This window comes from Mycobacterium sp. B14F4 (genome assembly GCF_039871645.1).
GTDB lineage: Bacteria > Actinomycetota > Actinomycetes > Mycobacteriales > Mycobacteriaceae > Mycobacterium.
Window position 1 is genome coordinate 314,600 of sequence record NZ_JBDPMF010000006.1, and the last position, 12,200, is coordinate 326,799.

14 protein-coding genes are annotated in these 12,200 nt (G+C 68.3%); 9 read left to right on the top strand and 5 right to left on the bottom strand.

Annotation, left to right across the window (positions count from 1 at the left end):
• Positions 1 to 7: 7 nt before the first annotated feature.
• Both ABGB19_RS18975 and ABGB19_RS18980 read left to right on the top strand, forming a co-directional pair.
• Positions 8 to 421 (top strand): thioesterase family protein, encoded by a 414-nt coding sequence (locus ABGB19_RS18975; RefSeq protein ID WP_347687552.1) that lies wholly within the window; start codon positions 8 to 10, stop codon positions 419 to 421.
• The gene (locus ABGB19_RS18980) at positions 409 to 1,077 is read left to right on the top strand and encodes a hypothetical protein (RefSeq protein WP_347687553.1); all 669 of its coding nucleotides are present in this window, start codon (positions 409 to 411) and stop codon (positions 1,075 to 1,077) included. The genes ABGB19_RS18975 and ABGB19_RS18980 overlap by 13 nt, the downstream gene beginning before the upstream one ends.
• Before the next feature lie 22 nt (positions 1,078 to 1,099).
• Here ABGB19_RS18980 and ABGB19_RS18985 read toward each other — a convergent pair whose 3' ends face one another.
• Together ABGB19_RS18985 and ABGB19_RS18990 are read right to left on the bottom strand one after the other, a co-directional pair.
• Positions 1,100 to 2,662: a glycoside hydrolase family 13 protein gene (locus ABGB19_RS18985; protein ID WP_347687510.1), complete on the bottom strand. Its 1,563-nt coding sequence runs from the start codon at positions 2,660 to 2,662 to the stop codon at positions 1,100 to 1,102.
• Complete coding sequence (locus ABGB19_RS18990; protein WP_347687511.1) at positions 2,662 to 3,057, bottom strand: globin; 396 nt, start codon at positions 3,055 to 3,057, stop codon at positions 2,662 to 2,664. The genes ABGB19_RS18985 and ABGB19_RS18990 overlap by 1 nt, the downstream gene beginning before the upstream one ends.
• Before the next feature lie 138 nt (positions 3,058 to 3,195).
• Here ABGB19_RS18990 and ABGB19_RS18995 point away from each other — a divergent pair, with 138 nt between their 5' ends.
• Genes ABGB19_RS18995 through ABGB19_RS19005 form a run of 3 tightly spaced genes read left to right on the top strand, consistent with a single transcriptional unit; the run spans position 3,196 to position 4,595 of the window.
• Positions 3,196 to 3,864, top strand: a complete 669-nt coding sequence (locus tag ABGB19_RS18995; RefSeq protein WP_347687512.1) for an HNH endonuclease — start codon at positions 3,196 to 3,198, stop codon at positions 3,862 to 3,864.
• 25 nt (positions 3,865 to 3,889) lie between these two features.
• Positions 3,890 to 4,123, top strand: coding sequence for a hypothetical protein (locus tag ABGB19_RS19000; RefSeq protein WP_347687513.1), 234 nt, complete (start codon positions 3,890 to 3,892; stop codon positions 4,121 to 4,123).
• Positions 4,110 to 4,595: a DUF5130 domain-containing protein gene (locus ABGB19_RS19005; RefSeq protein WP_347687514.1), complete on the top strand. Its 486-nt coding sequence runs from the start codon at positions 4,110 to 4,112 to the stop codon at positions 4,593 to 4,595. The genes ABGB19_RS19000 and ABGB19_RS19005 overlap by 14 nt, the downstream gene beginning before the upstream one ends.
• A gap of 21 nt (positions 4,596 to 4,616) precedes the next feature.
• On the opposite strand, the gene ABGB19_RS19010 is transcribed toward ABGB19_RS19005, so the two are convergent.
• The 3 genes from ABGB19_RS19010 to ABGB19_RS19020 form a co-directional block, all read right to left on the bottom strand.
• Positions 4,617 to 4,967: an HNH endonuclease signature motif containing protein gene (locus tag ABGB19_RS19010; protein ID WP_347687515.1), complete on the bottom strand. Its 351-nt coding sequence runs from the start codon at positions 4,965 to 4,967 to the stop codon at positions 4,617 to 4,619.
• Positions 4,968 to 5,049: 82 nt separating this feature from the next.
• A complete protein-coding gene (gene pepN / locus ABGB19_RS19015) occupies positions 5,050 to 7,632 on the bottom strand; it encodes an aminopeptidase N (RefSeq protein ID WP_347687516.1) in 2,583 nt (860 codons plus the stop codon).
• Positions 7,633 to 7,657: 25 nt separating this feature from the next.
• Entirely contained in the window at positions 7,658 to 8,041 is a 384-nt protein-coding gene (locus ABGB19_RS19020) for a DUF732 domain-containing protein (RefSeq protein ID WP_347687517.1), read from the bottom strand.
• Between the two features lie 172 nt (positions 8,042 to 8,213).
• Between ABGB19_RS19020 and ABGB19_RS19025 the strand changes: the two genes are divergently transcribed.
• From ABGB19_RS19025 to ABGB19_RS19040, 4 genes are all read left to right on the top strand, one after another.
• On the top strand, positions 8,214 to 8,822 hold the full coding sequence (locus tag ABGB19_RS19025) for a DsbA family protein (protein ID WP_347687518.1): 609 nt from the start codon (positions 8,214 to 8,216) through the stop codon (positions 8,820 to 8,822).
• A 43-nt stretch (positions 8,823 to 8,865) separates the two neighbouring features.
• A complete protein-coding gene (locus ABGB19_RS19030) occupies positions 8,866 to 9,339 on the top strand; it encodes a ribose-5-phosphate isomerase (RefSeq protein ID WP_347687519.1) in 474 nt (157 codons plus the stop codon).
• Positions 9,339 to 10,133, top strand: coding sequence for a DNA-formamidopyrimidine glycosylase family protein (locus tag ABGB19_RS19035; RefSeq protein ID WP_347687520.1), 795 nt, complete (start codon positions 9,339 to 9,341; stop codon positions 10,131 to 10,133). The genes ABGB19_RS19030 and ABGB19_RS19035 overlap by 1 nt, the downstream gene beginning before the upstream one ends.
• A 94-nt stretch (positions 10,134 to 10,227) precedes the next feature.
• The gene (locus ABGB19_RS19040) at positions 10,228 to 11,919 is read left to right on the top strand and encodes a sodium:proton antiporter (RefSeq protein WP_347687521.1); all 1,692 of its coding nucleotides are present in this window, start codon (positions 10,228 to 10,230) and stop codon (positions 11,917 to 11,919) included.
• Positions 11,920 to 12,200: the final 281 nt, after the last annotated feature.

Here is a 12,200-nt window from a genome sequence, read left to right on the forward strand (position 1 = left end):
CGAAGCTGTGACGAACGGGTTTGTGGCGCCGGTCCACGTCCGCTGGTCGGACATCGACATGTACCAACACATCAACCACGCCACGATGGTGACCATTCTCGAGGAGGCTCGAATCCCGTTCCTGCGCGAGCCGTTCGAGTCCGTGATCGAGGAGATCGGGTTACTGATCCACGAGGTCAGGATTCTGTACAAAGGCCAACTGCGGCTGCGTGATTCGCCGTTACAGGTGACCATGTGGTCCAAGCGGGTGCGGGCGGTGGACTTCACCATCGGCTACGAGGTGCGCTCGGTGCGGCGGGATCCGGACTCCAAGCCGTCGGTGATCGCCGAGACGCAACTGGCCGCAGTGCACATCAAGGAGCAACGGCTGCAGCGGCTTTCCGAGCAGCAGCGAGAGTACCTGCAGCGCTGGACGCGATGACCGGATCCGAACGCGGTATCTGGCTGACCGATGCCGCCCAGCGGAGTGACCTGGCGACCTTCACCGAGCGCGCGCTGCGCCTCGACGACGCCGCGGTGATCCGCCTGCGCCGGCGGCCGGGCCGACTCGTGGAGGCCTGGGTGGCAACCGGCTTCGACGTGCTGGCCAGCCGGGTGGTCGGCGGCCGGATCACCCCGCCGGACCTGTCCGCCGGTGCCGACGCGCTGGCGGCCGGGTTGGGTGCGATGGACGACACCGGTCGTGTCGAGCCCGGTTTCGCGATGGACTCGGCGTGGCGTGGAGTCCTACCGCCCGACACGGGCTTCGTGCACCTCGACGACGTGCCCGCCCGCGTCGTGCTCGACCTGGCCGAGCGGGGGACCGCGCTGGCCAGGGAGCACTCCAGCAGCCAAGGCCCACCGGCGTCGCTGCTGGATTCGGAGGTCGTGAAGGTCAGTTCCGGCGACGACAGCGTAGGTGTTCCCATGCGGTGCGTATTCGTCCTGACCGCAATGGGTTTCCTGCCGCAGTCCGGTGCCGCGGTGGGCGACGAGGAGATCGTGCGCGTGCGTGTGCTGCCGTCGTGGTTGCGCATCGACGCACGGTTCGGCTCGGTCTACCGCCGCCGCGGCGACCCAGCGCTGGTGTTGCGCTGACCCGGTCTGCCCGCGGTGAGAACTAAACCAGCCAGGCGGCGGTGTCGGGCGGTATCGCACCGTCGACCAGAGGGCCGCTGGCGAACAGTACCTCGCCCTCGGGAAGCGGTATCGGTTGCGAGCCCGCGTTGAGCACGCACACCAACCCGCCGCTGCGGTGAAACATGAGGGCGCCGGCGGGCGAGTCGAGCCACTCGAAGGTCGCTCCGTCGAATTCTGCTCGGCTGGACCGCAATTCGATCGCCCGCCTGAAGAACGTCAGCGTCGACGCCGGATCGTCGAGTTGCCTTTCCACCGTGAGCGCCGCCCACTCCGGCGGAATGGGCAACCAGGTGTCGGGGTTGTCGGAGAACCCGAACGGCGGCGCGTCACCGGACCATGGCATCGGTACACGGCACCCGTCGCGACCCCGCTCGGTGTGCCCCGAGCGCTCCCACACCGGGTCCTGGAGCACCTCGTCGCGCAGTTCGACGTTCGGTAGGCCCAGTTCCTCGCCGTTGTAGACGAACACCGCACCCGGAAGCGCCAGCATCACCAGCAGCATCGCCCGGGCCCGCGCCAGGCCCAGCTCGCCCCCGCCGTATCGGGTGACCTCCCGGTCGACGTCATGGTTGGACAGCGTCCACGTCGGCGTCGCGCCCTCGAGTGCGACCGCGGTCAGTGAGTTGTCGATCGCCTGGCGCAGCGCGTCGGCGCCGAACTCCGCGCGCACCAGACGGAAGTTGAACCCCAGGTGCAGTTCGTCGTGGCGGAGGTATGCCGAGAACTGCACATTGTCGTAGACCCAAACCTCTCCGACGGCGACCGCGTGCGGGTAATCGTCGAGGACGCGCCGGATGAAGCGGTGGATCTCGTGAACGCTCTCGTTGTTGAACCGGGGGTCGTCGTCCATCTCGGAGAGCAACTTGTTCTCGGCAGCGGCCATGTCGGGCAGCCCCGGCGCCTTGGCCATGCCGTGCGCGACGTCGATGCGGAAGCCGTCGACACCGCGCTCCAGCCAGAACCGCAGCGTCTTCTCCAGGTCGTCGAAGACGTCCGGATTCTCCCAGTTGAGGTCGGGCTGCTGGGCGTCGAACAGGTGTAAGTACCACTGGCCGGGGCGGCCGTCGGCCTCGGTGACCCGGGTCCACGCCGGTCCGCCGAAGACGGACACCCAGTTGTTCGGCGGCTCGCCACCGTCGGGCCCTCTGCCGTCGCGAAAGAGGTAGCGGTCCCGTTCCGGACTACCGGGGGCGGCGGCGAGAGCCGCCTGGAACCACGCGTGTTGCGAGCTGGTGTGGTTGGGCACCAGGTCCATGGTGATCTTGATGTCGCGACGATGGGCGGCCTCGATCAGGCGGTCCAGCGCTTCGATCCCGCCGAACAACGGGTCGACGTCGCGTGGGTCGGCCACGTCGTACCCGTGGTCGGCCATCGGCGAGACCGTCACCGGATTCAGCCAGATCGCGTCGACGCCGAGGGCCCTGAGGTAATCCAGGTTGACGGTCACGCCGTCGAGGTCACCGACGCCGTCACCGTCGCTGTCCAGAAAGGACCGGGGATAGACCTGGTAGAACAACGCCCGCGACCACCACATGCCCGCCATCAGAACGGCGAGTTCACCATCGAGTGTGCGGCCATCTCCAGGTAGGCCAACAGCTCTCCGCGGTGCACGTCGTCGAGTGTGTCCGCGTCGATCTCCGCGACGGCGGTGTGCATGCAGCGCAACCAGGCGTCGCGCTCGATGTAGCCGATGCGGAACGGCGCGTGCCGCATCCGTAGCCGCGGATGGCCGCGCTGGTCGGAGTAGGTGCGCGGACCGCCCCAGTACTGCTCGAGGAACATGAGCAGCCGCACCTCGGCCGCCGCGAGGTCTTCGTCGGGGTAGAGCGGACGCAGAATCTCGTCGTCACGCACCAGTTCGTAGAACCGCGACACGATCGCGCGAAACGTCTCGTGGCCACCGACTTCGTCGTAGAACGACCGTTGTGGCTGTGTCACACCACCATTGTCCTTGTTGCTGGATTGGGCAGGTCAGCCGGGCGGGTCACCCGTTGTTCACCGGACTGACCTGCGAACACGCCAAGAATTGTCGTGCGATCGGCGGCGATTCGTGGTGAACTGTCGTTCGGAGGACGTATGGCGCATCGCAAAAAGGGCCCGTCCACGAGGGCCGGCCACCGAAACCACGGTGCCGCGGCCGCTCTATCCGGGCCGGCGGTATCGAGCGCGCAGACTCGCGTCCTGCACAGCGTCGACACCCATCCGCCGAGTACCACGGAAGGCTCGTTCTGGGGCCGTCGCCGCGTGCTGCTGCTGAACTCCACCTACGAACCGTTGACCGCTCTGCCCCTGCGGCGGGCGGTCATCATGCTGATGTGCGGAAAAGCCGACGTCGTGCACGACGACCCGGGTGGTCCGGTGATCAACTCGGCGACCCGCTCGATCGTGGCGCCGACGGTGATCCGACTGCGGACCTATGTCCGCGTTCCCTACCGGGCGCGTATCCCCATGACGCGGGCGGCGCTGATGCATCGCGACCGGTTCCGCTGCGCGTACTGCGGGTCCAAGGCGGACACCGTCGACCATGTGGTGCCCCGCAGCCGCGGGGGCGCCCACTCCTGGGAGAACTGCGTGGCCGCCTGCTCGCCGTGCAACCACCGCAAGGCCGACCGGCTGCTCATCGAACTTGGTTGGGCCCTGCGCACGGTGCCCGTCCCGCCGAAGGGACAGCACTGGCGGCTGCTGTCGAGCGTGAAGGAAATGGACCCGGCGTGGGTGCGATATCTGGGCGAAGGCGCGGCCTGATCCGGCCTGGTATACGGTTTCCGACGTGAGTACCGCACTGACGCATGCGCTATTCGTTCTGGTGCCGCTGGGCTTGACGTTCGTGCTCGTCGCGCTGATCTGGCGCCACAAGGGACCGCACCCGGCGACCTATAAGATGTCCGAGCCTTGGAAGCACGCTCCGATCCTGTGGGCGTCCGAGGAACCGGCGGGTCATGGCCACGCAGGGCATGGCTCGCACCCGGTAGCGATTGGAGGCGGCGCCAGTGGCAAGTGGTGATGTCGCGGTAACCGGTCATCGGGCCGCGGTCGAACGTGCCCATCTTCCGCAGGGTTTCGTCGTCACGTCCAGCGGCCGCATCTCGGGTGTGACGGAGCCCGGCACGCTGTCGGTCGACTACCCGTTCCCGGTCAAGGACCTCGTCGTCCTCGACGACGCGTTGAAGTACGGCTCGCGCGCGGCCAAGGCGCGGTTCGCGGTGTACATCGGTGACCTCGGTGTGGACACCGCGGCCACCGCCCGCCAGATCCTGGAGCAGGTGCCGACGCCGAACAACGCCGTGCTGCTGGCGGTCTCGCCGGACCAGCGCGCCATCGAGGTGGTCTACGGCGTCGACGTCAAGGGCCGCGGCATCGAGGAGTCCGCGCCGCTGGGGGTCTCGGCCGCCGCCGCGTCGTTCAAGGACGGCAACCTGATGGACGGGCTGATCAGCGCGGTGCGGGTGATGAGCGCAGGAGTCTCCGCTCCGTAGCCCCCTGGCGCGAGAGCGCCGTCAGCGTGCGCCGGCCACCAGCACGGCGCGGATCTCGACGTAGCGCTCGAGGAACCGGCGCTCGTCGAGGCGCCTGCGCCGCATCCAGCCGGTGACCTCGTCGTTGCACTTGCTGGTGTTGCACGACGCGCAGGCGGGCACGACGTTGTCGATCGTGTACCGGCCGCCCCGGCTGATCGCCATCACGCAGTCGCGCTGCAACGGCCGATCCGTCGCGCCGCAGTAGGCACACCCGTTCCAGGCGGCCTTGATGCTGTCCCATTCAGCTGCGGTCAGATCGTTGTCGACGGCGTCGAGCCGACGCTTGCGCCTGCGGGCAGCCCTCGCCCGACGACTCATGCTGACCGCCATGCGCTCAGCATGCAGCGCGAACGTGCACAAACTACCGCTCCCGGACGGCGTGTCGTGCGCAGACCCGCACGCCCGCGGGGGATCAGGCGATGTCGAAGGCGCGGGCGCGCAGGGATCGCTCGACGCCGGCGCGGCCCTCGAGCACCAGACGGCGCAGCGGTGGCGGCACATCCGGGTCGGCGAGAAACGCGTCCGCGGCCGCCAGGCCCGCCTCGCCGATGTCCCACGACGGGTACAGCCCGATCACCACCGTCTGGGCGACCTCGCTCGACCGCCGCTGCCACACCCCCGAGATCGCTGCGAAGTACTTCTCCCCGAACGGCTTGAGCAAGTCGTGCTGGCCCGGCCGGACGAACCCGCCGATGATCGACCGCGCGGTGATGTTCGCCAGCGTGTCGTCCTCGATGACCTGTTCCCAGGCAGCGTCTTTGACCGCCCGCTGCGGGCGCGCCGCCGACGCGGCCGCGGCGTGGCGCTTACCCGCCGCGGTCGGGTCGCGCTGCGCCTCGGCGTCGATGAACGGCGTGTCCGTACCGTCGGCGTCGACGACACCCGCCGCGGCGAGCGCGGTCACGATGCGCCACCGCAGATCGGTGTCCACCACCAAGCCCGCCAGGGCCTGCGAGTCCGGATCGCCGTCGAGCAACGCGTTCAGCACGTCGGTGTGCCTGCCCGCCAACACCGATCCGCACAGCGCGTTGACGTACGCCAGTTGATGATCCGATCCGCCGTCGGCGGCGCGCGCCAACTCCAACAACCGGTCGGCGAACGCCGGCCAGCCCTGCGACTCCGCCCACGACGGGTCGGCGTACGACGACAGCGCGGTCTGCGCCTGCAGCAGAAGCCGTTGCAGCACACCGACTTCGGTTTCAGCGTGGGCTCCGGCCGACACCAGCGACACGAAGTCGCGGGCCTTCAACTCGGCCTCGCGCGTCATCTCCCACGCCGCCGACCACGCCAGCGTGCGGGGGAGCGGCTCGGCGATGTCGGCGATGCGGCTCAACACCGTCTGCAGCGAGTCTGGATCGAGCCGCAGCGAGCAGTACGTCAGATCGTCGTCGTTGACCAGGATCAGCTTGCCCCGCGAAACACCCTGCAGGCCAGCCACTTCGGTGACATCGCCCTCGACGTCGAGTTCCTCGCGGTGCATGCGTACCAGTTTGCCGCCGTCGTCGTCGTAGATGCCCACCGCCAGCCGGTGCACCCGCGTCTCACCGGCGCCGGGGGCCGCACCGCTCTGCCGGATCGCGAACCGGGTGAACCGGCCGTCGTCGTCGAGGTCGAACTCCGCGCGCAGCGTGTTCAGCCCCGTGGTCTTCAGCCATTGCCTGCCCCAACCGGACAGGTCCCGGCCCGACGCCTTCTCCAGCGCGCCGAGCAGGTCGCCGAACGTGGCGTTGGCGAAGGAGTGGTCGCGGAAATAGTCGCGCAGACCCGACAGGAACTCCTCGAGCCCGACGTAGGCGACCAGTTGCTTGAGCACCGAAGCGCCCTTGGCGTAGGTGATCCCGTCGAAGTTCACCTCGACGGCGGCGAGGTCGGGGATGTCGGCGGCCACCGGATGCGTCGACGGCAACTGGTCCTGCCGGTACGCCCACGACTTCTCGACGTTGGCGAACGTCGTCCACGCCTCGGTGTACTCCGTCGACTCGGCCTGGCACAGCACCGACGCGAACGTGGCGAAGGACTCGTTGAGCCACAGGTCGTCCCACCACTGCATGGTGACCAGGTCGCCGAACCACATGTGCGCCATCTCGTGCAACACCGTCTCCGCGCGGCGCTCGTAGGACGCACGGGTGACCTTGCTGCGGAAGACGTAGTCCTCCAGGAACGTCACCGCGCCCGCGTTCTCCATCGCGCCCGCGTTGAACTCCGGGACGAACAGCTGGTCGTACTTGCCGAACGCGTACGGCACGCCGAAGTTGTTGTGGTAGAAGCCGAATCCCTGCTTGGTTTCGGTGAACAACCGCTCGGCGTCCATGAACTCGGCCAGCGACTTGCGGCAGAACAGGCCGAGCGGGATGTCGCCGTGGTCGTCGCTGTAGACGTCGTCCCAGCGCGCGTACGGACCGGCGATCAGCGCCACCAGGTAGGTGCTCATCCGCGGCGTGGCGGCGAACGTGTGGCGCCGTGCCGGGCCATCGTCGGAGACGTCCACCGTCGCCCCGTTGGACACCACCTCCCAGTGCGACGGCGCGGTGACCGTGATGTCGAACGCGGCCTTGAGGTCGGGTTGGTCGAAGCACGCGAACATCCGCTTGGCGTCGGCGGTTTCGAACTGCGAGTAGAGGTAGACCTCGCCGTCGACCGGGTCGACGAAGCGGTGCAGACCCTCGCCGGTGTTGGAGTAGCGGCAATCGGCGTCGACCACGACGACGTTGTGCCCGGACAGCCCCGCAAGCGCGATGCCGGTGGACTCGTCGTAGGCCGACACGTCGATCGGTCGGCCGTTGAGGGTGGCGCCGCGGACGGTCTCGGCCGCGATGTCGAGGTAGGTGTCGGCGCCGTCGAGTGCGTCGAACTCCACGGTGGTGACGGACCGGAACGTCCGCTCACCGGGCTTGCCGGCGCCGTCGGTGAGATCGAGTGCGATGCGGTAGCTGTCGACGGTGACGAGAGCGGCCCGTTCGACGGCCTGGTCGCGGGTCAGGTTGGGAAGTGCCACGCACCCAACCTATAGCCCGTGAGGGCTACAGGCCCGGTATGGCCCGGGCCGCGGGCAGCCAGTCCAGCACCGTGCCGTTGCCCACCGACGCCATCATCTGCGGGCAGTACATCGAGATGGCGATGCCGGTGAAGAAGGCCGCCACCTCGGGCGGGATGCCGTTGTTCGTCACCTGGGCGTACACCTTCGCCACCGACTTGCCGGGCTCGACGAGCATCGGGCACACCGACTCGCCGAGGCGCACCGTGTCCACCGGGTTCGCCAACCCGACCCCGGCATCGGTGACCGCGGCGAGGAAGGCGTCGTCGATCGGGTCTGCCTGGGCGGGCGCCGCGACCGAGGCCGCACCGGCCGTCAGGCCGACCGCGACCGCGAGAGCGCGAAACGGTCGATCAAGGTATCTATTCACTTTGGTAACGATCAACCACTCTGGTCACAACGGAAACACGGTTCGGTCACCGTTCGCACACTTAGGCGTTTCTTATTCGCGTCCGCGGCTCCATGTCGCTAGGGCGGGAACACCGACCGGGTGACCGTGGTTGTCACGATCGAAGTCCGACCACACGCCCGAGAGGACCCCCATGCCCGAGAAGTCCGTCGCCGATTTCTGGTTTGACCCGCTGTGCCCGTGGTGCTGGATCACCTCGCGGTGGATCCTCGAGGTCGAGAAGGTCCGCGACATCGAGGTGAACTTCCACGTGATGAGCCTCGCGGTGCTCAACGAGGGCCGCGACCTGCCCGAGCAGTACCGGGAGGCGATGACGAAGGCGTGGGGTCCGGTGCGGGTGGCGATCGCCGCCGAGCAGGCCAAGGGTCCGGAGATTCTGAGTCCGCTGTACACGGCGATGGGCACCCGGATCCACAACCGGGGCATCGAGGACTTCGACGTGATCATCACCGAATCGCTGGCCGAGGTGGGGCTGCCCGCCGAGCTGGCCGACGCGGCGACCGCCGACGAGTACGACGACGCGCTGCGCAAGAGCCATCACGAGGGCATGGACCCGGTCGGTGACGACGTCGGCACCCCGACCATCCACGTCAACGGCGTCGCGTTCTTCGGCCCGGTGCTGTCGAAGATCCCCCGCGGCGAGGAGGCGGGCAAGCTGTGGGACGCGTCGGTGACGTTCGCGTCGTACCCGCACTTCTGGGAGCTCAAGCGCACCCGCACCGAAGCGCCGCAGTTCGACTGAGGTCCGGCGTGCCCGGTCAGCGTGCTCTGCCACAATGACCGCCATGCGCGTCTACCTGGGAGCCGACCACGCCGGCTTCGACCTCAAGCAGGCCATCATCGAGCACCTGCGCGGCAGCGGGCACGAGCCCGTCGACTGCGGTGCCTTCGTCAACGACCCCGACGACGACTACCCGGCGTTCTGCATCGCGGCCGCGCAGAAGACGGTGGCCGACCCCGGCAGCCTGGGCATCGTGCTCGGCGGCTCGGGTAACGGTGAGCAGATCGCGGCCAACAAGGTGCCGGGTGCCCGGTGTGCACTGGCCTGGAGCGTGGAGACCGCCAAGCTGGCGCGTGAGCACAACAACGCCCAACTGATCGGCATCGGCGGGCGCATGCACACCGAGTCCGAGGCGCTGGCGATCGTCGACGCGTTCCTGAGCACCCCGTGGTCGGAAGCCGGACGGCATCAACGGCGTATCGACATCCTCGCCGAATACGAGAGCACACACGTCGCACCGCCCGTGCCCGGCGCCTGATGCCCGAAGGCCACACGCTGCACCGGCTGGCGCGGCTGCACCAGCGCCGCTTCGCCCGGGCGCCGGTGCTGGTCTCCAGCCCGCAGGGTCGATTCCTCGACGGCGCCGCCGCGGTCGACGGCCGCATCTTGAAGAAGGCCACCGCGTGGGGCAAGCACCTGTTCCACCACTACGAGGGTGGCCGCGTCGTGCACGTGCACCTCGGGCTGTACGGCACCTTCACCGAGACGCCGATCCCCATGCCGCTGCCCGTCGGTGCGGTGCGGATGCGGATGATCGGCGCCGAGTACGGCACCGACCTGCGCGGGCCGACGGTCTGCGAGGTCATCGACGAGCCCGAGATCGACGACGTCGTCGCCAGGCTGGGTCCCGACCCGCTGCGCCGCGACGCCGACGGATCCCTCGCCTGGGCGCGAATCCGCAAGTCGCGCAGGGCCATCGGTGCGCTGCTGATGGATCAATCGGTGCTCGCCGGCGTCGGCAACGTGTATCGCAACGAGTTGTTGTACCGGCACCACATCGACCCGTACCGGCCGGGCGTCCGCATCGACGAGGCCGAGTTCGGCGCGATGTGGACCGATCTCGTCGAGCTGATGAAGGTCGGCTTCCGGCGCGGCAAGATCATCACGATCCGCGCCGAGGACGACCACGGCCCGCCGTCCTACCGCCCCGGTAGGCCCCGCACCTACGTCTACCGCCGCGCCGGCGAAGCGTGCCGGATCTGCGGCACCGAGATCCGCACCGCCGTGCTGGAGGGCCGCAACCTGTTCTGGTGCCCGACCGACCAGACCTAGCGGTCGACTCTGCGTCCAGGGCGTGGATCCGGGGCTGGATCGAGCCCTCAGCGCAGAGTCAACGAAGAGCCGGTAGCTCAGAGACAATCGGCGGGTGGAACTGATCCTCGTCGTCGTCGGCGCCATCGTGGTCACCGCGATCGCGCACCGGCGCGGGCTGGAACCGGCCCTGATCATCGTCGTCATCGGCGGTGTGGTGTCGTTCTTCCCGGACTTCGAACCGCCAGAACTGGATTCGCACATCCTGCTGACGGTGGTGCTGCCGCCGCTGTTGTATTCGGCGGCGCTGGACTTCTCGTTTCCGGCCTTCCTGCGCAACATCCGGCCGATCCTGGGCCTGGGCGTCGGGCTGGTGGTGGTCACGGCGTTCACAGTCGCGGCGATCTCGTCGTGGCTGGTCGTGGTGCCCTTGACGTTCACCACCGCGCTCGTGCTCGGCGCTATCGTGGCGCCGCCCGACGCCGTCACCGCCGTCGCGGTGGGACGCAAACTCGGGCTGCCCAAACGGGTAATGGCGATCCTGACGGGGGAGAGCCTGATCAACGACGCTGCGGCGCTGACGTTGTTCACCATCGCGGTGGTGCACGTCGCCGGTGGCCATACGTTCATCGAGAACCCGTTCCTGCTGTTCGGCTACAGCGCCGTCGTCGGTCCGATCGTCGGCGCGGCGCTCGGCTACGTGACGCTGTGGATCCGCAAGCGGCTGGCCAACCCGGGACTGGAAACCGTTCAGGGCCTGATGGTTCCGTTCGCCGCGTTCATCATCGCCGAGGAACTGCACGCCTCGGGGGTGCTGGCGGTCGTCGTCGCCGGCTTCGTGGTGGGCAACGGGACGCTGGGCGCCGGGTACCAGACCCGGCTGCAGGAGCGCTACGTGTGGAACTCGGTCGACGTGCTGCTCGAGGCGTTCGTGTTCGCCTATATCGGCCTGCACCTGAGGTTCGTCCTCGAGGATCTGCGCCAGGCGCACGAGTCGCTGAGCCAGGTGGCGGTCGCCTCGCTCGTGGTGCTGCTGATCGTGTTGGTGATCCGGCCGCTGTCGGTGTTCGCGATCTTCGGGCGCAACAAGCTGTCGCGCCACGTCGAGACCCGGTTCAGCGTGCCGGTACCGGCGAGCGGCGGCCGCGGTGCGCTGGGCACGCGGCGACGCAGCAAGCCGCCAGGCAAGTGGCGTTCGCGGATCGACCGGCGCGCGCTGTCGTGGCGGGAGAACGTCGTGGTGTCGTGGACCGGGATGCGCGGTGTGGTGACGTTGGCTGCGGCGGCGGCGATTCCGGCGACGACGGTCACCGGTGAGCCGTTCCCCGAACGCGCGACCATTCAGGCGATCGCGTTCGTCGTCAGCGTCGGCACGCTGCTGATCCAGGGGTGGACGCTGCCGGTGTTGATCCGCCGCCTGCACCTGTCCCGGTTCTCCGATGACCACACCGCCGACCGCGAGGAGGAACTCAAGGCCTTACGGATCGTCCACGACGCGGCCGACGAAGTGCTCGCCGAGTTTCGCGCCGACCCGCCGCAGAACATGGACCCGCGCGTGCTCGCCGAGATCTGCGCGACGATCGCCCGGCATTCGCAGGACGCCGACGAGATGCCCGACCCGGAGTCGCACACCAGGCGCGCGGAGGTGTTCTCGGCGCTCTACCGCGACGTGCTGGCCAACCAGCGGGCGGCCCTGATCGCCGAACGCGACGCCGGCCGCATCGAGGACGAGGCCGTGCGGGCGATGCTCGAACGACTCGACCTGCAGGAGGCCGGGGTGTCGGCGCGCCTGGAGAGCCGGTTGTGACGCCGAAACTGAACTTGTTGCCGGAGAAATGGCCTCAAAGTCAAGTGGTTAGTGCAATGCGGCTACGCGGCTTGGTCGAGGAGGGCGGCTAGGCGTTGGGCTGGAGTGTCGAGATTCAGGGTGGGTCGGGGTCGGCTGTTGAGTTTGTCTTGGACTGAAGTACCCCAGGTTTTGTTCCGATCCCTATAGGAGGATTGGAAGAATGCCCCGTCAGTATTCGCCGGAGTTTCGGCAGCGTGCGTTGCGGTTGTTGGAGACCACGATGGAGGCCTCAGATATCT